This window comes from Escherichia sp. HH26CH, from assembly GCF_009820205.1.
Classification (GTDB): Bacteria; Pseudomonadota; Gammaproteobacteria; order Enterobacterales; family Enterobacteriaceae; genus Escherichia; species Escherichia coli_F.
The window spans coordinates 74,604-99,563 of the sequence record NZ_VNXM01000012.1; the positions used below are offsets into that span (position 1 = coordinate 74,604).

The window sequence follows — 24,960 nt, forward strand, 5'->3', positions numbered from 1 at the left end:
TAGGGGACATTAATACCCTGAGGTTGGTCAATCACCACAAAAAAAGCCTTTGAACCAAAGCAATACTCACCGAATAATAAGGCAACCTGAACTTAAATCCCCGTTAACTGCCATACATTATTATGACTTGCACTGATGTAATTAGCTAAATATTATCGTGATTTGACTAAATAGCAAAAATGATAGCTATCAAAAATAGCTCATATACTTTGTTTCCCGCTGCCGTAGAATAGATGGTCCTTCCATGTTCAAGCATTTATTCAAAAAAAAGGGGGCTCGACTGTCTTCAGATAAACAGAGAGGGATTGTAAAGTCGAGTGCCCCTAATGGAGCACTCTATAAAAAATTCAATAATCAAATGTTTTTATAACATGTAACATGAGCAAATCCAAGTTTTGCCATTACGCTTTGCTCACCTGTTGCCAGGGAAATTTCGTATTGTTCACTGGAGTTTGCGGGACTAGATGACCAATACATATTTGAATAAAAATCGGCTTCATTCATATAATGCCCCATATCTCCCCATTCACTGTACAATGTCCCTATACCTCGGGAACGCCCCTGGCTTAAAAGGCTTGCACGGGGAAGCATGTAGCCATTGCTACTGCAAAAATTTTCAGCAAGGCTGTATATCATGACAGAATCGCCGGAGTTTACCCACCAACTCTTCACCCGGATTTCGTATATATAGCCAGGGCCTCCTGATTTTGGCGTCGCTGTAATCGTTACCCAACTGCTTCCGACATTTTTAAATGTCACTTTACCGGTAGCGTCAACATCGACCCAGGAGGCAGAGCTTGAAAACTCATAATCAGCCGCCGTTTTGCCCGGGGAAAAGTTGTCATTATTCAACTGATAATACGCCCCGGTGAATCCCTGAGAAGGGAATGAGTCTGTCGGTAGGTCAACACCATTGACTGACACTGTACCGCTCATTTTTTTACTTTGTGCGCGAGTGAATTGTATTGTGGTACTCAGATCAGCTTGATGAACACCATTCAACACGGGGATCAGCTTTGCAATACCCTCTCCACCGCCTGTAACGGTGGCTTTGTACTCGCCGGAGAAATTATTACTGTAGTCAATTGCGCTAACTTGCACATAGGGCACGTTGGTATCTGACTGCACAAATTCCATCCCTTCAGAAACATTGATCGGATTGCCTGATATATCGTGCAGAACAAGTTGCAGTTCAGCACTATCGATAAAGTCACCTTTCAGTGATGGCCGGTTGTTCATAAGGACGGACTGCGAGGTGTCTGCTGGGCCAGCCACCAACGTTATATTAGCTGTTTGCGTTGCACCTGTGCTCGTTCCTGCACTAACAGTTACGCTCCCAGTTCGCGCACTTTTCACGGTGGTTGTCGCAAATCCGTGTTGATCGGTCACCGCTGTTAATGACCCTAATGTGGCAGAGCCACCTTTTAATGCGAAGTTCACATTGACGCCTTCGACTTGGTTACCACTGCCGTCCTCAACAGTAGCCTTCAGCGTGCTGATATCGCTGTCGTTGGCAGTGATAGTTGACGGATCAGCGCTCAGGCTGACCACATGGGCTGTGCTTTGGTTGCCAGTAACTTTCACGATTGTCTGCGCCTGAATAATTACGCCACTAGTGATAGATGCTGTAACCGTATACGTACCGACTTTATTGCTGGTCAGAACGACTTGTGCCTCCCCGGAAGGATTGGTTTTCATTGTTCCGCTACTTAACGTTGCATCTTCTGGCGTTACGCTAAAGGTAACGAGTTCATTGTTCACTGGGGTCCCATTTGGATTGGTTAGCCTTACTGTCAGAGTTGAACCTAATGGGTCATTGATGCCGATAAGTGGACTTGATGCTGTGAGTGTCAGTTTTAGATCGATTACCACCAAGTCCTTCTCATAAGAGGAGCCATTCGCCAGGGATGCTTGCACAGTATACGAACCGTATCTTTTGGGCGTCATGGTGACTTCGGCTATACCCAGTGTATTCGTAGAGACCGTATCCTGACTAATGACCATGTTAAAAATTGACGGCTCTGCACTGAATGTCACAAGCTGTTCAGAAACTGGATTGCCAAACTGGTCGTCGACGTGCGCTTTAACCGCCATGGGGGTTGCGACCATAACCTGACCTTCAGGCATTTCCAGACTGGTGATCGTCGCAGAATCAGCATCTGCTTTGACAGTCAACGTTTGCATGATGGTGTCTGTAGGTGCATTTGCCAGATTAGCCACAACAATTTTCGTCCCTGCAATGGTGCTTGTTACAAGAATTTCTGCCTTACCCTGAGCATCTGTTTCAGCGGTGGTGTTACTCAGCGTGGCGGATAAGCCGCGGAAATTGACCTTGATGCCTTCTAATGGATTGTCATAAGCGTCAGTGACACTTGCCGTCAGGGTCGCACCCTCGGTTGTGCTGGCGATTAGTGAGCTTGATGATGCGGTAAAATCAGCCAGTTTAGCGGTACTCGCATCGGCAAGCAAAGTCACCGGCCTCGTATCACTGACACCATAACTGTCCACGCTGACCGTCACGGGATAGGTGCCGGACTTCGTACCGCTTAGTGTAACTTCCGCCTTGCCGTTGATGTCAGTAATGGCGGAACCGCCTTCTCCAAGAGTGAAGCTTGCACTCACATCTGCCGGTAGTGTGAATGTCACCGGCTCATTGGCTAACGGGTTGCCGTGTCCATCAGTCACCGTTGCCTGAAGTTGGGTCATCCCAACGTTATTGGCGATAAAGTTGTTCTCGGTAACGTTCAGATTAACCTGCGCTGTGAGCGTATCCGCAATAAAATTCACCACCAATTGCTCACTCTTACCGCCAGCCATCGCTGCTGTCACGGTATGTGCTCCTGCTTTTGTACCTTTCAGTGTGACTTTCGCTTTGCCTTCAGCATCAGTAACCGCTTTACCGCCATCGCTCAGCGTGAAGTTTGCCCTCACATCTTCCGGGAGAGTAAATGTTACTTCAGTGTTGGCTATCGCATTGCCCTCTGTATCAGCGACTGTTGCTGTTAGTGTCGTGAGATCGTTATTGTCGGCAATCACCGGATCCTTCGAGGCTCCCAGCGTGATTTCAGCATTCGCCACGTTCGGCACATAGGTCACTGTTTGTTGTATCGAATCGCCATTGTCGAGCGTTGCCGTCACTTGATAAACCCCGGCTTTTGTAGCGGTAAAGCTTGCGTAAAAATGGCCGTAGGAGTTGGTAGTATATATAGCGTTATTACTGGGGGTCACACCTTCACTTGGCGAAACGCTGATGGTCACCTTATGTTGGGGTACACCGTTTCCGTAATTATCGTTTACCACAACATACAGATCGGTCGTGTTGCCTGCGGAGACTGTATCAGTAAGTGCTTGTAACAAGGTGATATGTGCCGTAGACGCATCAGCGTTGACATTAATTGATGTGCTAAGCGTGGAGCTACCATTTTCCAGACTGGCCTCAACGGTATCCGGCCTCCCTCCTGATTCTGTCGAGGAACGGGTATTGGTATAAGTGACGGTTGCCTTACCCTGTTCGTTCGTTACGGCTTGGCCGCCATTCGTCATTTCAGCAGAGTTTGTACTGCTGGTGAAACTCACAGTTACACCTTTCACCGGAAAGCTATTATTATCAACGACTGTCGCGGTGATGACGCTGCCGGTGCTATTCTGCGGGGTACCAGCGATTATGCTGTTTGGGACAGACGTCAACCCAATAATTTTTGCCGCAGCTGTGTCGCCAATAAAGTGCACAGTTTTGTGGTCGCTGGCACCATTATTAGCAAGTGATACAGTGACCGTCTGCTCACCAAAGGCAACGCCTACGAGAGTGGCCTGCGCGATGCCAGACTCATTGGTATTACTCTCCCCTGGGGTGAGGGTGAGGCCTGAAGAGGCTGAGCTGAATGTTACCGGAAGATTGTTCACCTCATTGTCGAACTGGTCTTTAACCGTTGCAGTTAACGTTGCACTATCGACGCCATTACCCGTGATCTCATCTTTTGACATCTGCAGGGCAACCTGAGCCGAGGTTTTGTCTGCCACAAATGTTACCGGCTGCGAATCACTGGCATTGTTATTAATCAGCGTCGCGGTAACTGTATGCGTGCCCGCTTTTTTACCTTTGAGGGTGACATGCGCTTCCCCATTGGCTTGGGTGACGGTAATACCGTTATTTTCAAGGGTAAAGTTTGCCGCGACGTCTTGTGGCATGGTGAAATTCACCGCTATCCCCGCCACCGGATGATTCGACGGATCTTTCACTGTAGCTGTCAGCTGCACACTGTCGCTGTTATTCGTCACCACCTGGTGAGCAGGGATGTTCAGCGTGAGCCGTGCGTTGCTGGCATCGGGAGCAATATTGACTGTCTTCGTATCGTTGTTGCCGTTAGGCAGTGTGGCTTCGGCTGTATGAACACCCAAAACCGTGCCCTTAAGGGTAACTTCAGCAACACCACTGTCGTTAGTGTTGCTCGTGCTCTGACTAAGTTGAGTATCAGCCGGATCGGTACTGAAGGTGACCGGTAGATCTTTTACTACGTTATCAAAAGGATCTTTCACTGTTGCTGTCAGTGTCGTCTCATCCACGCCATTCCCAATGATTTCCACTTTCGATGTTTGCAGAACGACAACTGCGCTGTCCTTATCCGCCACGAATGTGACTGGCTGCGCATCGCTGGCATTATTGTTACCCAGCGTTGCAGTAACCGTATGCGTGCCCGCTTTTTTGCCTTTGAGCGTGACATGCGCTTCGCCATTGGCCTGAGTGATGGCAATACCGTTATTTTCGAGGGTAAAGTTTGCCGCTACGTCCTGTGGCATGGTGAAGTTCACCGTTATTCCCGCCACCGGATGATTCGACGGATCTTTCACCGTCGCCGTCAGCTGCACGCTGTCACTGTTATTCGTCACCACCTGTTGAGCAGGGATATTCAGCGTGACTAGCGCGTTGCTGGCATCGGGCGCAATATTGACTGTCTTCGTATCTCTGTTGCCGTTAAGCAGTATGGCTTCGGCTGTATGAATACCCAAAACCGTGCCCTTAAGGGTAACTTCAGCAATACCGTTCTCATTAGTATTACGCGCGTTCAGACTCAGTTGCGTGTCTGCGGGAGAGGTGCGGAAGACTACTGACAGATTTTTAACCACGTTATCAAAAGGATCTTTCACTGTTGCTGTCAGCGTCGTCTCATCCACGCCATTCCCAATGATTTCCGCTTTCGATGTTTGTAGAACGACAACCGCTCTGTCTTTATCCGCCACAAACGTCATTGGCTGAGCATCGCTGACATTGCTGTTAGCCAGACGAGCCGTGATCATATGCGTGCCCGCTAACGTGCCGGTCAGGGAGGCGATTGCAACCCCGTTACTATCCGTCATGCCTTTTCCGCCGTTGCTAATCGAGAACCGACTTGCGACGTCGTTTGGCACAGTGAAGGTGATTTCTTTATCTTTTAGTGGGTTGCCATTTTTATCTTGCAAGGTTGCAGTCATATGTTGCGGAGCTGTGGTGGTGACGGTGATATCACCTGAAGGCACACTGAGGGTCAGGGCAGCAGTACTTTGATCACCGATAAAATTCACCTGTTGACTAGCCTGGGAACCAGAGCTGACAGAGGCCGTAACCGTGTAATCACCATTTTTCAAACTGGTCAGCGTGGCTGTGGCGATCCCGTCGTGGCTATTCACTTCGGTTTGGCTCAGTTTCGCCTCTGCTGAATTAACATTGAAGGTGACCTTGACGTCATTGAGCAGGTTGCCTTTTGCATCCCGGACTGTCGCGGTCATGGTGGCGCTGTCATTGCCGTCAGCGACCACTTCATTTTTCGACTTCTGTAGATCAACCTGCGCGGTACTCGAGTCACCGACAAAACTGACGATTAACGTTTGTTTCACGCCATTTTCAAGGGTGACTTCAACCGTGTTGTCTTCCTGCTTACTACTTTTCAGATCAAAAGTCGCCAGACCATTAACATCCGTTTTTGCGGTGTTTTGATTGTTGAAGGAAGTTGCCGATCCGTTTAATACCGCAAACGTGACGGTATGATCATTGATTGGGTTGCTTCCTTCATCAGCGACATTGACCGAGACGGTATTTGCTGCATTCTCATTGGCGAGCACACCATTATTGCTGGCAGATAATGTCGCAATTTTCGCTGACTGCGGGTTGGCGTCGATGATAAATCCAGCGGTATGCAAATCTTCATTCCAGTTTTGCATTAACAGCTTCGCAGTAAGTCCACTGCCTTTGGTATAGGCGGTATAGGTTGCCTTATAGACGCCATCTGCGGTTTCTTTCCAGTCTGTAGTGACTCCTGGTTTCACGTTGTCGATGCTGACTGCAGTATTCAGTTGCTGTTTTTGCTCCTTAACAGGTTTGTCATTTTCATCTCTCAGTTCTACCGTCACCTCGATAGGATTGCCGGAGAGATAACGGTCCTTATCAATCTTAATTGACGAGTGAGTTCGGGATGACGAAACAGAAATGATATTCACCACGGCGGGGGCTTTAGCCGCATCCACACCGTTCAGCTGTGGCATCAGCGTTAGCGTGCCAGACATCGCTCCTGTGGTCAGGACTTGGGTATAGCTTCCGTCACCATTATCTTTCCAGTCAGAAAGGGTGATGTCCTGAACACCTTCGTGACGCGTCGAGAGCACCAGCCCGATAACAGGATTACCTGCTGCATCATGAGCAATAAAAGTCAGTGTGGCGGTTGAATGGGAATCCGCACTCAATGTCTGGGTACTTAACGATACCGAGGAATCTTTCTGGCTTAGCGTAGGTGCCTGAACGACTACCATGCTCTGTTCACGATTCGAAAAATTGCCTTTGACATCTTCAGCGGTGACTTCAATCGGCCAGGTGTTATCGGTTTCTGGCGTACTGGTGAACCGGTAAGCCGGCAGGGTAACCAGAATATCTTTACCCGTTGTGACCACTTTACCACCGGCAGCTTCCAGAGCGGTGGCTTCGACGTTATAGCCTTTCAGGGCATATTTGGTTTGTAGCGACGAAACCAGTGATTTCACTTCTCCTGACTTCCCTATCACGGGGTCTGTCAGGGTCAGGCGAACCAGCTCTTTTTTGCGATATTCCAGAACGATGTTGTTGTTGCGATCCACCAGATCATAACGGCTGCCTGCAAGGCTACGCCGTGCAGCGACTTCGTTCGGGTCAAGCTGTTTCTGCATTGCGCTGCCAGGTTGCCAGGTAAAATCGACGGCAAAACGGGTGTCATTTTCGCCCTGTTTACCCTGGCGTTGCTCCGCGCTGAAGGTCATCAGCGGGAAGGGGGTATAGTTAAGTCCAGCGGTTATGGCATGAGGATTACTTTGCCGATCGTCTTTATCGAACAGGGCCACTTCATCGCCATAATACTGTTCATAGACCAGTTTACCGCCAAGGTGCGGCCAGGCGGGTAACCAGCCTTCTGCGCGTACATCCCAGCCATTGGCCGGGCGTGCTTCATAATCGTTGTCCAGTTCAGGTGCGCTGCGCCAGTTGGTCAGTCGCAAATAGCCGTTACTGCTTAATTTAAGATAGTCGCGCCAGTACTCCGCGCCAATGCCGGCGCGGGAGTGGTAACGGCTAAGATCGTGGTCGAAAAAGAAGTTGATGCCCGACATCCATGTGGGAGTGAAATGACGCCAACCCAAGCCGTTGTTAATCTGCGTACGCTCGTCAGTACGGTGGAGAGTATGCTGGCTGAAAAAGAGATTATCAGGCGTTTCATACCATGGATGGAGAAAATCGAACTGGGAATTCTTCAGGCTAAAATCTTCATCCACGCCCAGCGTGATTCTTGCGGTGCCGAAGCGGCTTAACCAGTCTGTCATTGCGCCAGATGCCTGAGAAGAGGCCCATCCACGCGCCATATTGGCCGCTTGCTCGCTGTTCATATCTTCGGCGAGCAGAGACCCGATTTGCTGTGAAGTACTGGCTATCTGTTGCTCAAGGTTGTCACTGCTATTACGCGGCGACGGGGTTAAATTTTTTTCACTAACTTGTACCGGGACATCCAGTTCATCACCCTGGCGGACATTATCAAAACCTCGAGCAAACGTACGAAACTGGTTGAGTTTGCGTAACTCAGCCAACGAAATACCGAAACGTTCGGCAACGCTTTGGGCCGATTCGAGCGCTCCAAGGGTGTAGGGCACCGTATTGGTATTTGCAATGGCGATTTGTGCAGGAACTGGTTGTTGGGTTGCGGCGTTTACCACACCTTGTGCTGCCGCAGTCATAGGGAACACAAGTTGAGTTACCAGGCAGATACCCGCAGTTAAGCGGCGTAGTTTAATACCCATCCCGCATAAGATTTGCCGATCATTTATTTCTTCTCCACTTCTCTTTTTCGTAGCCATGCTTACCTTCCCTGAACGAGCTAACATAAATGCGCCCTTTCTAGCACAGCGAAAAAATATAAATCCTGATAGCAATATGATTGAAAATTAATAACTTTTCGTTAAGCAGTTTTGGGTGTGAGTTGCAAGAGGGGAGACTACTGAATTACTCAAGTTTTATAATCGAGGGGAAAATGGTGATGGTGTCCATAGCAAAACGCCCTCAACCATAAAGATCGAGGGCGCTTAAGATGTCAAAAACCCGCTATCCGTTAAAAAGCAATGCTCAACTAAGGTCAGTGACATTGCGCTAAAAAGCGAATTTTTAGAATTTGGCTCCTCTGACTGGACTCGAACCAGTGACATACGGATTAACAGTCCGCCGTTCTACCGACTGAACTACAGAGGAATCGTGAGAACGAGGCGCATATTACTTAGCGGTACCTTGTCTGTCAACACTAAATTTCATAAGTCATTTCAATTGGTTAATTAATCTGCAAAGTTGTTAATTAATGAACATTCGTCGCCGAAAACGAGTCTGTATCATTAGCGTGATGCAGTCTCTGCAAAGGATCTTGTTGATAAAATTGGCAGAAACGTTGCCACAATGAAGGGAAACGAGGAGCAAAAAGTTCTGGGGCGCTAAAGAAATATTCAGAAAGTACAGCAAAACACTCAGCAGGATCACTGGCAGCATAAGCATCGATGCTCGCCGCATTTTCACCGACTAATTCGATCTCTTCCTGAATGTTGTTCATTGCGGCATGAAGATCGTGTTCCCAGCCAGCAACCTCACGCAACGGAATAAAGGGAACTCCGCTGGCGCGATCGCCGTTACGGGTGTCCAGCTTATGAGCGACTTCATGAATAATCAGGTTAAAACCAGAAGCATCAAACGAATCTTGTATATCCAACCAGTTCAAAACGATTGGCCCTTGCTGCCAGCTCTGACCTGACTGAACAATACGTTGGTTATGCACTAAACCGATATCGTCTTCCCACTCATCATCGACCACAAATGGCGCAGGATAAATTAAGACTTCATGAAAACCATCCAGCCATTCCAGTCCTAACTCCAGAACGGGCAGGCAAAATAGAAGTGCTATCCGGCAGCTTCTTAATGAATCCAGTTCAAAGCCCTGTAAAGGAACAAGCCGTTTTTGCTGTAAAAAACGTTCAGCAAGAGTGACTAGTTTGCTTTGTTCCTGTTCTGTCAGGCACGTTAAAAGGGGAATCGATAGTGCTTCCTGCCAGGGAAGGGCAGTTTGATGTGCTGATTCTTGTACTTTCCAGGGCCACTTAATCATCGTTTTGCTCGCAAACTCGTCACTTGAACAAAATTGCACGGACAGGGACTGTTAAAATGCCAAATTTCCTGGCATCATGGCAACCATCTGAACGGAGAGATGCCGGAGCGGCTGAACGGACCGGTCTCGAAAACCGGAGTAGGGGCAACTCTACCGGGGGTTCAAATCCCCCTCTCTCCGCCACTTTATCAATGACTTATCTCCTAACTTCCCACCTTGCTTTTTCTTAACAGAACAATCGTAGAATATTCTTGAAGGTTTAGATCGTCACTGTTTTCTGTTCGATACTGTGACATTCAGCACTTGATTCGCTATGGATCAGACAGGAAGGTTTCGAGCGTAAATCTGCAGTTATTCAGTCGTTTTCTTGTCGGTCACCATTATTCTTTTAGACATTGATCCTACGAAGCTGCCGCAAAGTTGGTGGTGGGAACTGAAGTTGCGTAGAGAAGGGGGCAATAATTGAGCCAAAAAAGGAACGCGGCCGTCAGATTAAAGCCGCGGGACAAAGTCCATAATTTCCAAGAGTTGTTGAATTTCCCAGCTTTTTTGAAAGCCTTTGTATCATACTAACAAGTAAAAAAGGTTTAAATACCAAAATTAACCTATATTTCTGGTTAGCTTTACCATGACAGATGACTTGCTCCTGAAGACATTGGCGCTGCCAGTTTGTATTGGTGAGTTGTGTATTTATTGTTCGCCGTTTTCTCAGTTTTTTTCTACAGACATAATAAAAAAGACACGTCTCAAGCATGAGCGTGTCTGAGTTTGTCTTATTTATTTGTCTTGGTAAATTATTGTCGTTACTACTAGGCACTGTTCTGTTAAATAACTGAAGTCAGCGCAAAAAATCAATGAGACATCATCTCCTCGACCACTTCTTCGCTACTCAACTGATATGGATAATATGTTGGCCAGTTTTCCATTTCATTCAATAAAGATTGCTGCGAATCATTGCCCATAAAAATGTGAAAATGAGATGATTTTCGTGGTGCAATTATATGATCGCTAAATTGTATATATTTAGGGGCTTTGCTTTCAGGATCTTTACATTCGAATAAGTAACGAACGCCTTTCTTGCCTGATTTATAGGTGAGTATTTTGTAGCCATCGTAATCATATTTACAGGATGTAGTTTCGTTATTTCTATGGAATTCAATAATGCCGTCCTCAATACCAATCATTTCGATATCTGTCGCGTAGCCTTTCTGATAATAATCTTTAACTTCTGCGAATGTTTTGGTTTTATCTGCATTCGCTTTCTTTCGAAAGACGGGGTCAAGCTTGCCATTTTGCAGTAAGGGATAAACGGATTGCCAGACTCCATCCCAGTCACTGAGCGTTCGGTTTTGTACATTGGCATCATCAAAAACACCGTTAGCCGCTTTTTGTTCGACCTCTGTTAGGGGGTTACCGTGTGAGTGATGACCATGCGAAAAGGCAGGACCGCTAACAATAAATACACCTAAAGCAATAGCCATTTTATGAAGACGAATCGCCAAAACAGTTTCCTCCAGAGTTATTTTATATGACATGTAATGTTATATTGTAACACATAACAAAATGCAACAACTCTTGGGAGACGAGTGCATAGTGTACCCAGGTGTACTCTCTATCTTATTGAAATAAAATAAATTACTTCGATGATTTGAGGTTGATGACAAACGAAACATAACTTGATGCGATCTGTGTGGGCCGGATAAGGCGCTCACGCCGCATCCGGCAGGGATAACGCGTACTTTGTCGGCAATATGAAGTTATAGAGATAATTTGTTGTGAACCTGCTTGCGTAGCCGTTTGAAAAGGGAAAGCAACTTCTTATACCGTAAGGCTAAAAGCAGTACAGCCAGCCCTGCGTAGATGAGTGGCTGCGGTGAAATAATCTTCACTGACCACAGATAATGTATTGGGGCCAGGATCGCGACAAGATAGACGAAGTTATGCAACTGTTGCCAGTGTTTACCGAGTTTTCGCTGCATCGCCTGGGTTGAAGTGAACGCTAAAGCAAGCAAAATTACCCAGCTAATAATACCTAACGTTAAATAAGGCCGGGTAATTAACTCCTTACCTAATAACGCCAGATTATTCACGCCCAGCTCCAGCAATGCGTAACTGGTTAAATGCAGTGTCGCCCAGGCAAAGCACCATAAGCCTAACAGGCGGCGAGTGCGTATCAATAACGGCTGTTTTGCGTAACGTGCCAGAGGTGTGATTAACAAGGTCGCCAGCAAAAATTTCAGTGCAGTGCGACCAGTAAAATGCTGAATATCTTTCACCGGATCGGCACCCAATCCACCGTGATTAATCGCCCAGACCAGCCAGAGAAACGGCAACAATCCAGCAAGATGCAGGCAAACTTTCAGCCATGTCACCTGTTTTGCTGTCAGACGCATTTAGAAATTCTCCCGCAAATCCAGGCCACGATACAGCGATGCCACCTGCTCGGCGTAACCATTAAACAGTAGCGTTGGCTGGCGCTGTACATCGAGGATGCCGCCTGAACCAATAAATCGCTCAGTAGCCTGTGACCAGCGGGGGTGATCAACATGCGGATTAACGTTGGCGTAAAAACCGTATTCGTCAGGCGCTGCCAGATTCCAGGTGGTTGGCGGACGCTCGCGGGTCAGCTTAATACTGACGATCGATTTAATCCCTTTAAAGCCATATTTCCACGGCACAATCAGTCGCACCGGCGCGCCATTTTGTGGCGGTAACGCCTTGCCATAAACACCTACGGTAATCAGTGTGAGCGGATGCATTGCTTCGTCGAGACGTAATCCCTCGACATAAGGATATTTAAGCCCGCCGCCAATAAAGCGATCCTGCTGGCCTGGCATCTGTTCCGGCGCATAAATCGTTTCGAAAGCAACATACTTTGCATTGCTGGTGGGTTCTGCAAGCGCCAGCAATTTATGCAACGGAAAACCAATCCACGGCACCACCATCGACCACGCTTCCACGCAGCGCATACGATATATACGCTCTTCCAGCGGGAAGCGACGAGTTAAATCATCGTGATCGAGTGTTAATGGTTTTGCCACTTCGCCACTGATTTTCAGTGTCCATGGATCGGTTTTCAGGCTACCAGCATTAGCGGCTGGATCGGCTTTATCTAGCCCGAATTCATAGAAGTTGTTATAGCCGGAAACTTTATCTTCTGGCGTCAGCGGTAGGTTATTTTGCCAGGCGGCAGTCTTGCTGAACTCCAGCGGTTTCCCTGCGGGGGCGGGCGGACGATCGTTCCCTTTAAACCAGCTAAGCAGATCAGCATGTGCGGCGTGAGGCAAAGAAAGTGCAGCTGCGCTGATGCCCAGTGCTTTTAACACCTGCCGACGCTGCATAAAGAATACCGACTCGGCAGTAATATCAGATTCTTTTAAAAATTGATTCTTTTTCATAAGCCATCACACTGTTTTGTCGTTAACCAGTAAGAGATTGTTAATCTGTCAGGGAGTCACCTCCCTAACAGTAGCAGAGATCTGCTTTTATATATTTATGCATTAACTGCCACGATAGGTTGAATACCCATATTGGCTAAGTAACAAAGGTACATGATAATGCTCGTTCACTTTATTAATTTGAAACTCAACAGGGATCTCAGGGAAGAAACTTTCAAGATTTTGTTTCTTAAAATATTCTCCAGTTTTAAATACAACACGGTAATCGCCCGTGGTTGCAGTTTGCTCGGGCCACAGTGCCTTGATTCGTCCATCCTTATCTGTTTTGGCGGTATTAAGTTGTAACCAGCCGTTATCCGCTTTCTTTTCCAGAGTGACTGTCACGTCGGCAGCGGGTTTTCCTGTTTGCTGGTTCAAAATGTGCACGCTAAGAATGTTCTGTTGTGCGGCATAAACCAAAGAAGGTAATGAAAATGCAGCCGTTGCAACCGAGAGTAGTAAATAACGCTTTAACATGTTTATATCCTTGTCATGTGAATGAGTTTTGAGGATAGCGAAAAAACGTCTGTGATAACCTTACAGAAGCATTACAATTTTGTAATGAACCAAGCTGTTTCTATAACATATGATTTATGGCATATTATTTTCATGAAGATTCTACTTATTGAAGATAATCAAAGGACCCAGGAATGGGTAACGCAGGGGCTTTCAGAAGCAGGTTATGTCATTGATGCGGTTTCTGATGGCAGAGATGGGCTTTATCTTGCGCTGAAGGATGATTATGCATTGATCATTCTGGATATTATGCTTCCGGGTATGGATGGCTGGCAGATCTTACAAACGTTACGAACGGCAAAGCAAACCCCCGTTATTTGCCTTACAGCAAGGGATTCTGTCGATGACAGAGTTAGAGGGCTGGACAGTGGGGCAAATGATTATCTGGTAAAACCTTTTTCATTTTCTGAGTTGCTGGCGAGGGTTCGGGCACAATTAAGACAACATCACGCTTTGAATTCAACATTAGAAATCAGCGGCTTAAGAATGGACTCTGTTAGTCAAAGTGTGAGCAGGGACAATATCAGTATTACACTGACGCGCAAGGAGTTTCAGTTACTTTGGCTACTGGTCTCCAGAGCTGGCGAAATTATACCCAGAACGGTTATTGCGAGTGAAATTTGGGGAATCAATTTCGATAGTGATACTAATACGGTGGATGTCGCCATTCGCAGGCTCCGCGCAAAAGTTGATGATCCTTTTCCTGAAAAGCTAATCGCTACAATCCGGGGAATGGGGTATTCATTTGTAGCGGTAAAAAAATAATGAAAAGATTATCTATAACCGTCCGTTTAACCTTGCTTTTTATATTGCTACTGTCTGTCGCTGGCGCTGGAATTGTCTGGACTCTCTATAATGGCCTGGCAAGTGAGTTGAAATGGCGCGATGATACAACACTCATTAACCGGACTGCACAGATCAAGCAGTTACTAATTGATGGGGTAAATCCAGATACTTTACCTGTCTATTTTAACCGGATGATGGATGTTAGTCAGGATATTTTGATCATTCATGGTCATGGCATCAATAAAATTGTTAACCGAACCAATGTCAGTGATGATATGTTAAATAACATACCTACGACTGAGGCAATCAGTGCAGCTGGCATTTACAGAAGCATTATTAATGACACAGAGATAGATGCTTTACGAATTAACATTGATGAAATTTCGCCATCATTAACGGTTACTGTGGCTAAATTGGCTTCAGCCAGACATAACATGCTTGAACAGTATAAAATTAATAGCATTATAATTTGCATCGTCGCCATTATACTGTGCTCAGTATTAAGTCCGCTGTTAATCAGAACGGGATTACGAGAGATCAAAAAGTTGAGTGGGGTAACGGAAGCATTAAATTATAACGACACCCGAGAGCCTGTTGAGGTTATCGCACTACCGAGTGAATTAAAACCTCTTGGTCAGGCGTTGAATAAAATGCACCATGCTTTAGTAAAAGATTTTGAGCGCCTTAGCCAATTTGCTGACGATCTCGCTCATGAACTTAGAACGCCAATTAATGCATTACTGGGTCAGAATCAGGTGACGCTCAGTCAAACCCGAAGTATCAGTGAATATCAAAAAACAATTGCCGGAAATATTGAAGAGCTGGAAAATATTTCGCGGTTAACAGAGAATATACTGTTTCTTGCCAGAGCAGATAAAAGCAATGTTTTGGTGAAACTGGATTCGCTCTCTCTTAACAAGGAAATTGGGAATTTGTTAGACTATCTGGAATACCTTTCAGAAGAGAAAGAGATTCGTTTTCAGGTTGAGTGCAATCAGCAAATCTTTGCGGATGAAATTTTACTTCAACGAATGTTATCGAATCTTATTGTTAACGCCATTCGATATTCACCAGAAAAATCGTGCATTCATATAACCAGTTTTCTTGATGCCAACGGCTCTCTTAATATTGATATCGCCAGCCCTGGATCGAAAATTAATGAGCCGGGAAAACTCTTCCGTAGATTTTGGCGGGGAGATAATTCGCGTCATTCTGCAGGTCAGGGGCTTGGCCTTTCTTTAGTCAAAGCAATTGCCGAATTGCATGGGGGAAGTGCTACGTATCACTATTTAAATCAACATAATGTGTTCCGTATTACGTTACCGCAAAGAAATTAACCTAGGGCTTCAGTACGCCACAGGTTAACCGTGAAAAAACGCAGCCACGTCGTGAGTACTCACGTGGCTGCGATTGATTATGCGCTTATATTACAATGTAACAGGGATTAACCCACGTAAGCTGCCAGCATTTCCTGTGCTGCCAGTTTACCCAACGCATTCGCTGCGAAAGGACTGTCGCCGGTGAGCAGTTTACGGTCTTTATGAACTCGCCCGGTGATGTCGTCATTAATAATGTTCATGCCCATTTTCTTCAGCTCTTCGCCGAAGTACCAGGTGAGATGACCCGGCATATAGCCAATATCTGGCGTTTGTTTGTCTGCGGCGTCTGGGAATGCGCAAATGGAATAACCGTTCAGTGGGTTATCGCTGTGGCGAAGCGCCAGAAATGCCGCTGGGCCGTGGCAAAGGGAGATAACAAAACGGTCATTTTTGATTGCCCACTGTAAAGCGTTAGCCACGTCCTGGCTTTCAGGTAAACCAATAAGTGCGCCATGACCACCAGGAACAAAGATTGCTGCATATTCGCTGTCAGCATTGAGGCTGGCGACAACATCCGCGAGTTTCTTTGGATTGCGGAACAACGATTTATGCTGCTCAAAGAACGGCATTACCTTTTCATCTTTGTGTGGCATAGCCCAGTATTCAAACTTGGTCATCAGGCCGGAAATGGTCGCCACTTCGAATTCGAAACCTGCAGCATGGAGATGATACAACGGCAGCAACGTTTCAATCGGATGGTTACCGGTTGAGAACAATTTGCCGTTGTCGGTCGGCAAATAACGTTCGTCCGCGGCGATCACCAGAATTTTGTGTTTACCGCGATACGGTTTTGGATAGTCCACGCCATCAAGATCAGAGACAGGACTGGTATATTGGCTAAGCGAATATTCTGAAGGGAAGAATGCATTATCTTCAGCAGTATCGACCTGCGGATCTTTACTTTTTTGAACAGTCATAGTGTATTCCTTGTTGTTGCTTAGTTAGGTTAGTCACTATATTTGCGACTGAGCTGGTCGCTATTTTTAACCAGGCTGGAAAATTGAGTCAATATATCGAAAGCGGTAGGCGACGAGGGAAAATATGTAATGATGATGCTGCACTGATGTTGAATGTTTCTCACGCCAAATTTTCCTTTTTGAGTCATGTGGTCACAAGTGACTTCAATGATTTTAGACCATTATCAGAGGTCTGGGACGACGATGAGAGATTTAGTGCTATGGAATATTGTTATTCTGTTGAATATTTATATCCCGGACTGCTATAGAAAAGGCTTTTTTCATGCACTATTTTTGCAAATATTTTTATATGGGAGGCGGTTTTGTTGCGGATTAATTCATAAAGAAATGCATTTGGGGTGGCTGGAAGAGTCGCTGGTAGATGTTATTGTGCCAGGAGGGGCAGGGTAAGGTGCTGTATCGATATGTTTGGCAATTGCATGTGCCGTAGATGGAGATGAAATGATCTTACCCAGTAATAGTGGACACTCGGCTAAGTGAGTAAACTCTCAGTCAGAGGTGACTCACATGACAAAATCTGTATCAACCAGCAAAAAAGCACGTAAACAACATTCGCCTGAATTTCGCAGTGAAGCCCTGAAACTTGCTGAACGCATCGGTGTGCTGCCGCAGCCCGTGAACTCAGCCTGTATGAATCACAGCTCAACAACTGGTGCAGTAAACAGCAACATCAGCAGACTTCTTCTGAACGTGAGCTGGAGATGCCCACCGGGGTTGCACGTCTCAAACGCCAGCTGGCAGAGCGGGATGAAGAGCTGGCCATCCTCCAAAAGGCCGCGACATACTTCGCGAAGCACCTGAAATGAAGTATGTCTTTATTGAAAAACATCAGGCGGAGTTCAGCATCAAAGCAATGTGCCGTGTGCTCCGGGTGGCCCGCAGCGGCTGGTATACATGGTGTCAGCGGCGTACAAGGATAAGCAAGCGTCAGCAGTTCCGCCATCAGGTGTGTGCGCTGCTAATGTCATACTCACAGACCAGCCTTGAACGATGACCATGACGTTACAGGACTGAGAATTGGGTAACGTTGAGCAGCCAGAAGAAGTCTGTCAGTCCTATCAGGTAAATATTTCAGCAGATCAAAACCTTCAGTGTGAAGTTGTGGATGTATCCGGCACGGCGTGTTTCGGCCTCATTCTTGAGATCGACCGGGGTGTACCGACGCTGCATATCGACACAGGGAGTGATTCACTGCTGCATATTCACGCAGCTCACAACGGACTGGTACTAATACCGGATTCACCAAGCCATGGATATGAAAATGCCCCAGTAGATCGTTTTTCGTATAACAGCCCGTCCCTGTGGGTGCCAGGGGTGTAACAAGGTATTAAACCCAGCGGCATAGAAGCCAAGGGTAATTAAACAAACAACTAAATAGCTCAGGGGATTACTGATGAGCGATTTTTGATAGTTCCGTTCAGATATATAAGGTGTAATTGTGCCAGAGATCATCTCAGGCACAATTTATTAGCCCAGGACGTTAATTTAAGTCGCTGCACTGGTAACTTGGGTGTTGACAGTTAGGGCTAAGATATTCAGCGATGGTGTTAAATTCGGATTGTTGTGTATAAATTAATAGTTCATCGTGAGGAATAGCGAGGTTACTATGGTTAGTGTGACGAGTAATATATATCCAAATAAAACAGAGAATGATAATAGCCAGTTACAAAATCAGAATCTAAGGGAGAGTATCGAAAAAAGACTTGAGAGTAATATTTCTAAGTTAAATGCGATGGAACAAAGTGGCCTGCTCGATAATTATAGGGCAAGGTCTCACGATGACAGTTTTCGTGAAGTTTTTCGCAGTTTATTATTATACATTTTAGATTCGTTTCATATCTATCGACATGATATTAGTGATAAATTGGTTCCTTATTTTCATGTTACGCCTGAATCGGAGAATGCGAATTATAAGACATGGATTGCCGTTACAGGCATGGATAGTTATACAAAAATTGAGCAGACCGGAAGTAATAAATTTAAAGTCACTGATATGTATCGTGAGCTCAATAACAAAAAAAAATGTTTTGATCGAAAGAGTAGGGAACAGGATTTTAGTGGTCGAAATGTAAAAGAGTTTATAAGGTTATTATCAGATCACGATCAATTTGAAAAACATCAACTCTCAGAATTAACAGTTGCTGCAAATGCTCTTAAGCTGGAAGTTGCTAAAAATAACTATAACATGTCCTCCTGTACTGATAAGCAAACCGAATGCCGAATGATCGAGCTTCTAAAGGAACAAAAAGATTTAATTCCAGAACAGTATTTACATCAATCAGGTATGGAAAACCTTACGCTTGGAGAGGCGGAATTTAGCTCACTCTTTGCAGATGCAGAAAGACAAGTTCTGGAGGGAAGTTCATTTGTTTTATGTTGTGGTGAAAAAATAAACAGCACTATAAGAGACTTACTTAGCGAAAAATTTCATGCCAACGAATCTTTCACTCGCTCTGGATCTCTTTCTCATGATGTTTATGAGGAAATATTCAAGAAATTTATTTTCAAATCTGATGAATGTCATCTGGTGAGAGAGTCTTTAGAGCAGGATCGTATAACGCCAGAAAAAAGAGAAGAAATTATTTCTTGTTTATCCAGTCCTACCGGGATTGGAAATTTGTTTTATGCTTGTTCACAAGCATTTCATGTTGCTAATGATAACGCTGCACATGATGTGCGTAGCGCCGCTCTAGCTGTTAGCGATAAATTAATTGATTGTCCGAGTTTTGTTGCTTTGAATGGTAGACATAACCATCTTCATGCCGATTTCTCAGCAAACGGATTCACACAAACTCTTTACGTTTTAAGAGCAGTCGTAAATAGCGAGAATAACAACTTTGATATTGCTAATTATATCTATACCACTAAAGGCGAAAGTATCATCCATAACAACGCTGAAGATGATAATCGGTCAAGGGATAATGATATCTGCAATATAAAGAGAAATTTCTCTGGCAATATTACGATTGCAACTTACAAATAATTCGCTTTTTTCAGTAATACGCGCAAAACGCTTACCTCTCAGGTAAGCGTTTTGACGATAAACCCAACATCATTAGGCCAATACATACCCCATATCTACTTGAACAACATCGCGCTTATCGTTAAGGTATGCGCGTTTTTATCCGCCAGGATCCAATCATGATCACCGTTGCCCTTACATACCCTTACCCACAAGTTTTCTGGGATATTTCTATGTCATTAATTGACAACATTAATCGTGTTAATCCTGACCATATTGCTTTTGGGCCTGGTGGCGAATCATTTTTTCTTGCCAGATATCCTCCAGGTCTCGCCAACATTACTGTTGCTGTTTTTATATCAAGAGGATTTTTCGGAGGTGCTGTATTTTCAACAAGAAGCCAGAGGTATTTCCACTCATCTCCGGGGGAAATAAATTTGCTAGATATTTCTGGCATAGTTTTATACAATGAGGTTATATACATGATTCGCCAGGCTATTATTAAATATAGCGCGAGACTGTTCCGGGTTCTTTCAAACGTTTCAAGCTATAATGTCTCAACCTGACATCCACTTTTTAATACTTAAAAAAAACTTCAATTTGCCAGCGTTGTAAATACCACTGAATAAGTTGTGCTGGTTCCGTTAAATCTTCAACAGGAATATTACTCATTAACTACCAGATAAGAGGTTGGGTCCCTTTCGGTGGGTTTCTTTCTTTTGCAAGCAAAACTGTTACGGTTACCGGAACACAACGAAGCTTTCCTCTACGTCCGGTGGGGGGATGCAGTGTCAGTCTGGCCAAGCGCAATTCCTGTGTCACTGTTCTGGCTGGCTGCCCCCGCCCATCTGGTATAGCGAATTGAACCAGTTGCTGCGGTGTAATCTCCATGATTCTTTCGTGCAACAACCTATGATCCCGTTTTCCATTGATATTCAGCGTGGCTCTGTTATTAAATTTCATTCTGACAAGCCAGTCAGCTTTTATTCCGGGAGTCTGTTCTGCGTGTTCAAACAGATCATAAAAATCGCCTTCGCGCTCAGAAATTGACAATACATGGGTAGCAGGGCATTGGCGGGCCAGTTCTGTTGCTTTATTATATCCTTCAACCCAACGCCAGGTTTCTTTTTCACTGACATGTTTTTATGAAGTAAATCATTGCAGATTTCTTATCGGGTATTTTTACTGGTCTTTAATTCATCCCTGAACCACTGATAGTCATCATAAACCCCAAGGCAAACACCTGACTCACTGATGACGAGTTGAGGATGAAGAAATAAGTTTCTTTCATCTTTATATTTTTTAGGACCAACTCCCTGTTTTTCATTCAGACCAGAATAATTAAGTTCAATTGTATCCTGTAAAACTAAAACTCTTTTAAACTGCTGAGCTCTTTCAATGATGTTTTCTTTGTGAGGAGCCATGATTTTATTAGGCTGTGTCCCGTAATAGTTTGAGCTATAGTAACGGTCTGTTTCCACAACATATTGATCCATGGCTCGCTACGACCTCCCCGATGAAGCATGGACCATCATCAAGCCCTTGTTGCCCCCTGAACCTGCCACACGACGGGCCGGGCGCCCATGGGCAAAGAATCGTAAAATCATCAACGGCATGTTCTGGGTGTTGTGTTCCGGCGCACCATGGCGCGATTTACCCGAACGATATGGGCCATGGAAAACCGTTTATAACCGCTTTAACAGGTGGTCAAAGTCAGGCGTGATTAACATCATTTTCAACAGATTGCTTTCACTACCTGATGCGAACGGCTTTGTTGACTGGTCTGCCACAGCGCTGGATGGCAGTAATATCCGGGCACTAAAATGCGCCGCCGGAGCTCAAAAAAATTCCGATATCGACGGAGATAATGGGCTGGGTCGCTCTCGAGGCGGTTTGGGCACCAAAATCCATCTGGCAACAGACGGAAGCGGCCTCCCGTTAAATATCGTGCTAAGCCCCGGGCAGTCTCATGAAAGCCAGTTCGCGCAACGACTTCTGGACGGCATTGGCGTTCATCGTCAGAACGGTTGCATGAAACGCCGTGGTCATGTTGTGCTGGCCGCCAAAGCGTACTCCGGACTCACATTGCGCAACGAGCTGAAAAATAAAGGCATAAAGGCAGTCATCCCCCGAAAATCAAATGAAAAAATGGCATCGGATGGACGAGCACGGCTTGATCGCGATGCATATCGCAATCGCAACGTCGTTGAACGGTGCTTTGGTCGCCTGAAAGAATACCGCCGCATCGCTACGCGTTACGACAAAACGGCGAGAAATTATCTGGTGATGGTGAAACTGGGCTGCATCCGACTCTTTTATCAACGGTTGCGTAATTAAGGGACACAGCCTAGTGTTATGTTTTACAGTAACACGCCGAGGCGTGTTGGCTGATTAGAACTGGTAGACTAAGCCCACAGCAACGATATCATCGGTAGCGATGCCGTTTGCTTCGTAGAAGTCATCATCGTTGTCCAGCAGGTTAATTTTGTAATCAACATAGGTGGACATATTTTTGTTGAAGTAGTAGGTCGCACCGACTTCAACGTATTTAACCAGATCTTTGTTAGTGTAACGCGGGTCGCCGTTGCCGTCATGAGCCCAGCCGCCTAAATCCTTACCTTTAGATTGCAAGTAAGCGATGGACGGGCGCAGGCCGAAGTCGAACTGATACTGAGCAACAACTTCAAAGTTTTGGGTTTTGTTAGCGATGGCTGATCTTGATTCACCATTATCAAACTCGCCACCACCATATGGGGTCATATTGCGAGTTTCAGCGTACATAGCTGCTAAATACACATTATTAGCATCATATTTTGCACCAACAGTCCATGCTTCAGCGGTTTCACCACCAGCATTTCTGTTGCTATGGTTACGATCATTTAAACCAACTCCAACCTGGCGATCTGAGCGATCAGAGTTTGAATATGCAGCACCCAGACTTAAACCGAAGTCGAAGTCGTAGGATGTAGACATACCGAAACCATCACCATTTTCTTTGGAAAGGCTACGGCCATCACCACTACCGGAACCTTCCTGCCCGAAGGGGCCACCACTTTCATTATTACCCTGATATTGCAGAGCAAAGTTCAGACCATCAACCTGACCAAAGAAGCCATTGTTACGGTAGGTTGCAACGCCGTTGGTACGACCGTTCATGAAATTGTCGGCACCAGCATAGGTATCACCACCAAATTCTGGCAGCATATCGGTCCATGCTTCGATATCATATACGACACCGTAGTTACGACCATAGTCGAAAGTACCATTCTGACCAAAACCTAAACCTGCGAATGCCAGACGGGTAGCAGAGTTATCGCCATCGCCTTCTGTGCCATTTGCCTGCAGGTTGTATTCCCACTGACCGTAACCAGTGAATTGATCAGCGATCTGAGTTTCACCTTTGAAACCGATACGAGCATATGACATATCGCCATCAGCGCCCGAGTTGTCAGAGAAGTAGTGCAGACCTGCTACTTTTCCGTAGAAATCCAGTTTATTACCATCTTTATTATAGACTTCAGCCGCATTTGCTGCGCCAGCAACTAATAACGCCGGGACCAGCATTGCCAGAACTTTTCTTTTCATTATGTATTCCCTTGTGATTATAATCTTCATGAATATAACAATAAGTGCCGTTATCCAAAAAAAAGCACATTTGGATACTATTCTATGAAGTTCATTTTATTTTAAGGATTACATGTAACAAATGTATTTAAAAGATTTCAAAATGTTTCCAATCTATTTAATATAATTCAGAATTATGAATTCTAGATATATACATTCATGAAAATTATGAATATATATCAATATGTTATGAGTTGATTGGAAAGATAGGAAGTGTCAATGATTTTTGCGCCAGACGGCCTATGTGATCGCGCGCACATTAATGAAGGCATAAAAAAAGCCGGCTTCATGCCGGCCCAAAAAATATAAACAAGACGATAAAAGGCTAATAACGGGGTTATCATGACACAGAAATCTAAAAAGGTATAATTGTATTCAGTACTAATGTATTGTTTGGGTGAATTAATAAAACCATTATCCAAGATAAAAATAAATCTTTATTGCTGTTTTTCCGGTAATTATTGCCGTTGCGCAAAAACTATCTATTTGTTCAAAAAATGATTGAGTCTTGACTGACTCATCCAATGTGGAAAAATGTGACTTTTATCACATAATAGTACTAAGTTTGAATTTTCCGGGTTATCTCAAAATGGAATACGGTTCGACAAAGATGGAAGAGAGACTCTCTCGCAGCCCTGGCGGCAAATTGGCTTTGTGGGCTTTCTATACATGGTGTGGCTATTTCGTCTGGGCAATGGCGCGATACATCTGGGTGATGAGCCGGATCCCCGATGCCCCCGTGTCGGGATTTGAAAGTGATTTAGGATCTACTGCGGGGAAGTGGTTAGGAGCATTGGTCGGATTTCTGTTTATGGCCCTGGTTGGTGCCTTGCTAGGCGGCATTGCCTGGTACACCCGACCTCGTCCCGCACGTAGCAGACGCTATGAATAAAAACTGCTAAGGTTGCGACTCTTTGGCAACGGAGCGCGTATGGATTTACAACACTGGCAGGCACAGTTCGAAAACTGGTTGAAAAACCATCATCAACATCAGGACGCGGCACATGACCTGTGTCATTTTCGCCGCGTCTGGGCTACGGCACAGAAACTGGCGGCAGATGACGACGTTGATATGCTGGTGATTTTAACCGCATGTTATTTTCACGATATCGTGAGCCTGGCGAAAAATCATCCGCAACGGCAGCGTTCTTCAATACTGGCAGCAGAAGAGACGCGTCGCCTGCTGCGTGAAGAGTTCGCGCAATTTCCAGCGGAAAAAATCGAGGCTGTTTGCCATGCCATTGCCGCACACAGTTTTAGCGCGCAAATTGCCCCTTTAACGGCGGAAGCTAAAATCGTTCAGGATGCGGATCGGCTGGAAGCTCTGGGGGCGATTGGCCTGGCGCGTGTGTTTGCCGTTTCGGGGGCGTTGGGCGTGGCATTGTTTGATGGCGAAGATCCGTTCGCGCAGCATCGCCCACTTGATGATAAACGTTACGCACTGGATCATTTTCAGACTAAGTTGCTGAAGCTACCGCACACCATGCAAACCACAAAAGGCAAACAACTGGCGCAGTACAACGCGCAATTTTTAGTCGAGTTTATGGCGAAGCTCAGTGCTGAGCTGGCGGGGGAGAATGAAGGTATCGATCACAAGGTGATTGATACGTTTTCACCGGTTGGCTGAGCACGTGGCCCTAAATGATGGTA

17 protein-coding genes, 2 tRNA genes and 1 pseudogene are annotated in these 24,960 nt (G+C 45.5%); 10 read left to right on the forward strand and 10 right to left on the reverse strand.

Going from position 1 to position 24,960, the window contains the following annotated elements; genetic code table 11:
* Nucleotides 1-354: 354 nt before the first annotated feature.
* From FQ015_RS02310 to mtfA, 3 genes are all read right to left on the reverse strand, one after another.
* On the reverse strand, nucleotides 355-8,343 hold the full coding sequence (locus FQ015_RS02310) for an Ig-like domain-containing protein (RefSeq protein WP_160523663.1): 7,989 nt from the start codon (nucleotides 8,341-8,343) through the stop codon (nucleotides 355-357).
* A gap of 312 nt (nucleotides 8,344-8,655) precedes the next feature.
* Nucleotides 8,656-8,731 (reverse strand) — tRNA-Asn (locus tag FQ015_RS02315).
* A 100-nt stretch (nucleotides 8,732-8,831) separates the two neighbouring features.
* Nucleotides 8,832-9,629, reverse strand: a complete 798-nt coding sequence (gene mtfA, locus FQ015_RS02320) for a DgsA anti-repressor MtfA (protein WP_001302302.1) — start codon at nucleotides 9,627-9,629, stop codon at nucleotides 8,832-8,834.
* Between the two features lie 93 nt (nucleotides 9,630-9,722).
* Between mtfA and FQ015_RS02325 the strand changes: the two genes are divergently transcribed.
* Nucleotides 9,723-9,812 (forward strand) — tRNA-Ser (locus FQ015_RS02325).
* Nucleotides 9,813-10,480: 668 nt separating this feature from the next.
* On the opposite strand, the gene zinT is transcribed toward FQ015_RS02325, so the two are convergent.
* From zinT to hiuH, 4 genes are all read right to left on the reverse strand, one after another.
* Nucleotides 10,481-11,131, reverse strand: a complete 651-nt coding sequence (gene zinT / locus FQ015_RS02330; RefSeq protein WP_032303281.1) for a metal-binding protein ZinT — start codon at nucleotides 11,129-11,131, stop codon at nucleotides 10,481-10,483.
* Nucleotides 11,132-11,386: 255 nt separating this feature from the next.
* A complete protein-coding gene (gene msrQ, locus FQ015_RS02335; protein WP_160523664.1) occupies nucleotides 11,387-12,022 on the reverse strand; it encodes a protein-methionine-sulfoxide reductase heme-binding subunit MsrQ in 636 nt (211 codons plus the stop codon).
* Entirely contained in the window at nucleotides 12,023-13,027 is a 1,005-nt protein-coding gene (gene msrP, locus FQ015_RS02340; protein ID WP_160523665.1) for a protein-methionine-sulfoxide reductase catalytic subunit MsrP, read from the reverse strand.
* 102 nt (nucleotides 13,028-13,129) lie between these two features.
* Entirely contained in the window at nucleotides 13,130-13,543 is a 414-nt protein-coding gene (gene hiuH / locus FQ015_RS02345) for a hydroxyisourate hydrolase (RefSeq protein WP_000920116.1), read from the reverse strand.
* A gap of 132 nt (nucleotides 13,544-13,675) precedes the next feature.
* On the opposite strand from hiuH, the gene hprR reads away from it, so the two are divergent.
* Complete coding sequence (gene hprR / locus FQ015_RS02350) at nucleotides 13,676-14,347, forward strand: response regulator transcription factor HprR (protein ID WP_024201522.1); 672 nt, start codon at nucleotides 13,676-13,678, stop codon at nucleotides 14,345-14,347.
* Complete coding sequence (hprS, locus tag FQ015_RS02355; RefSeq protein ID WP_160523666.1) at nucleotides 14,347-15,705, forward strand: two-component system sensor histidine kinase HprS; 1,359 nt, start codon at nucleotides 14,347-14,349, stop codon at nucleotides 15,703-15,705. The genes hprR and hprS overlap by 1 nt, the downstream gene beginning before the upstream one ends.
* A 107-nt stretch (nucleotides 15,706-15,812) precedes the next feature.
* On the opposite strand, the gene hchA is transcribed toward hprS, so the two are convergent.
* Complete coding sequence (gene hchA / locus FQ015_RS02360) at nucleotides 15,813-16,664, reverse strand: glyoxalase III HchA (RefSeq protein ID WP_160523667.1); 852 nt, start codon at nucleotides 16,662-16,664, stop codon at nucleotides 15,813-15,815.
* 567 nt (nucleotides 16,665-17,231) lie between these two features.
* Here hchA and FQ015_RS02365 point away from each other — a divergent pair.
* The 4 genes and pseudogenes from FQ015_RS02365 to FQ015_RS24080 form a co-directional block, all read left to right on the forward strand.
* A pseudogene (locus FQ015_RS02365) lies at nucleotides 17,232-17,664 on the forward strand (IS3 family transposase); the annotation flags it as partial.
* A 77-nt stretch (nucleotides 17,665-17,741) separates the two neighbouring features.
* The gene (locus tag FQ015_RS02370; RefSeq protein ID WP_000528690.1) at nucleotides 17,742-18,044 is read left to right on the forward strand and encodes a hypothetical protein; all 303 of its coding nucleotides are present in this window, start codon (nucleotides 17,742-17,744) and stop codon (nucleotides 18,042-18,044) included.
* Between the two features lie 286 nt (nucleotides 18,045-18,330).
* Nucleotides 18,331-19,707 (forward strand): hypothetical protein, encoded by a 1,377-nt coding sequence (locus FQ015_RS02375; RefSeq protein WP_160523669.1) that lies wholly within the window; start codon nucleotides 18,331-18,333, stop codon nucleotides 19,705-19,707.
* A 158-nt stretch (nucleotides 19,708-19,865) separates the two neighbouring features.
* On the forward strand, nucleotides 19,866-20,252 hold the full coding sequence (locus FQ015_RS24080; RefSeq protein WP_237427001.1) for a hypothetical protein: 387 nt from the start codon (nucleotides 19,866-19,868) through the stop codon (nucleotides 20,250-20,252).
* Nucleotides 20,253-20,855: 603 nt separating this feature from the next.
* On the opposite strand, the gene FQ015_RS02385 is transcribed toward FQ015_RS24080, so the two are convergent.
* On the reverse strand, nucleotides 20,856-21,167 hold the full coding sequence (locus FQ015_RS02385) for a hypothetical protein (RefSeq protein ID WP_157945120.1): 312 nt from the start codon (nucleotides 21,165-21,167) through the stop codon (nucleotides 20,856-20,858).
* A gap of 13 nt (nucleotides 21,168-21,180) precedes the next feature.
* On the opposite strand from FQ015_RS02385, the gene FQ015_RS02390 reads away from it, so the two are divergent.
* Nucleotides 21,181-22,023: an IS5 family transposase gene (locus FQ015_RS02390; RefSeq protein WP_160523671.1), complete on the forward strand. Its 843-nt coding sequence runs from the start codon at nucleotides 21,181-21,183 to the stop codon at nucleotides 22,021-22,023.
* Nucleotides 22,024-22,077: 54 nt separating this feature from the next.
* On the opposite strand, the gene ompC is transcribed toward FQ015_RS02390, so the two are convergent.
* A complete protein-coding gene (gene ompC, locus FQ015_RS02395; protein ID WP_000824399.1) occupies nucleotides 22,078-23,271 on the reverse strand; it encodes a porin OmpC in 1,194 nt (397 codons plus the stop codon).
* Nucleotides 23,272-23,920: 649 nt separating this feature from the next.
* Here ompC and drpB point away from each other — a divergent pair.
* Both drpB and FQ015_RS02405 read left to right on the forward strand, forming a co-directional pair.
* Nucleotides 23,921-24,202, forward strand: coding sequence for a cell division protein DrpB (gene drpB, locus FQ015_RS02400; protein ID WP_243040254.1), 282 nt, complete (start codon nucleotides 23,921-23,923; stop codon nucleotides 24,200-24,202).
* Nucleotides 24,203-24,241: 39 nt separating this feature from the next.
* Nucleotides 24,242-24,937: a phosphohydrolase gene (locus FQ015_RS02405; RefSeq protein ID WP_039020693.1), complete on the forward strand. Its 696-nt coding sequence runs from the start codon at nucleotides 24,242-24,244 to the stop codon at nucleotides 24,935-24,937.
* The last annotated feature ends 23 nt before the right edge of the window (nucleotides 24,938-24,960 follow it).

Coding starts and splice junctions, on each gene's coding strand:
- FQ015_RS02310 (WP_160523663.1), bottom strand. CDS start 8,343: ATGGCTACGAAAAAGAGAAGTGGAGAAGAAATAAATGATCGGCAAATC.
- mtfA (WP_001302302.1), bottom strand. CDS start 9,629: ATGATTAAGTGGCCCTGGAAAGTACAAGAATCAGCACATCAAACTGCC.
- msrQ (WP_160523664.1), bottom strand. CDS start 12,022: ATGCGTCTGACAGCAAAACAGGTGACATGGCTGAAAGTTTGCCTGCAT.
- msrP (WP_160523665.1), bottom strand. CDS start 13,027: ATGAAAAAGAATCAATTTTTAAAAGAATCTGATATTACTGCCGAGTCG.
- hiuH (WP_000920116.1), bottom strand. CDS start 13,543: ATGTTAAAGCGTTATTTACTACTCTCGGTTGCAACGGCTGCATTTTCA.
- hprR (WP_024201522.1), top strand. CDS start 13,676: ATGAAGATTCTACTTATTGAAGATAATCAAAGGACCCAGGAATGGGTA.
- hprS (WP_160523666.1), top strand. CDS start 14,347: ATGAAAAGATTATCTATAACCGTCCGTTTAACCTTGCTTTTTATATTG.
- hchA (WP_160523667.1), bottom strand. CDS start 16,664: ATGACTGTTCAAAAAAGTAAAGATCCGCAGGTCGATACTGCTGAAGAT.
- FQ015_RS02375 (WP_160523669.1), top strand. CDS start 18,331: ATGGTTAGTGTGACGAGTAATATATATCCAAATAAAACAGAGAATGAT.
- FQ015_RS24080 (WP_237427001.1), top strand. CDS start 19,866: ATGATCACCGTTGCCCTTACATACCCTTACCCACAAGTTTTCTGGGAT.
- FQ015_RS02390 (WP_160523671.1), top strand. CDS start 21,181: ATGGCTCGCTACGACCTCCCCGATGAAGCATGGACCATCATCAAGCCC.
- ompC (WP_000824399.1), bottom strand. CDS start 23,271: ATGAAAAGAAAAGTTCTGGCAATGCTGGTCCCGGCGTTATTAGTTGCT.
- drpB (WP_243040254.1), top strand. CDS start 23,921: ATGGAAGAGAGACTCTCTCGCAGCCCTGGCGGCAAATTGGCTTTGTGG.
- FQ015_RS02405 (WP_039020693.1), top strand. CDS start 24,242: ATGGATTTACAACACTGGCAGGCACAGTTCGAAAACTGGTTGAAAAAC.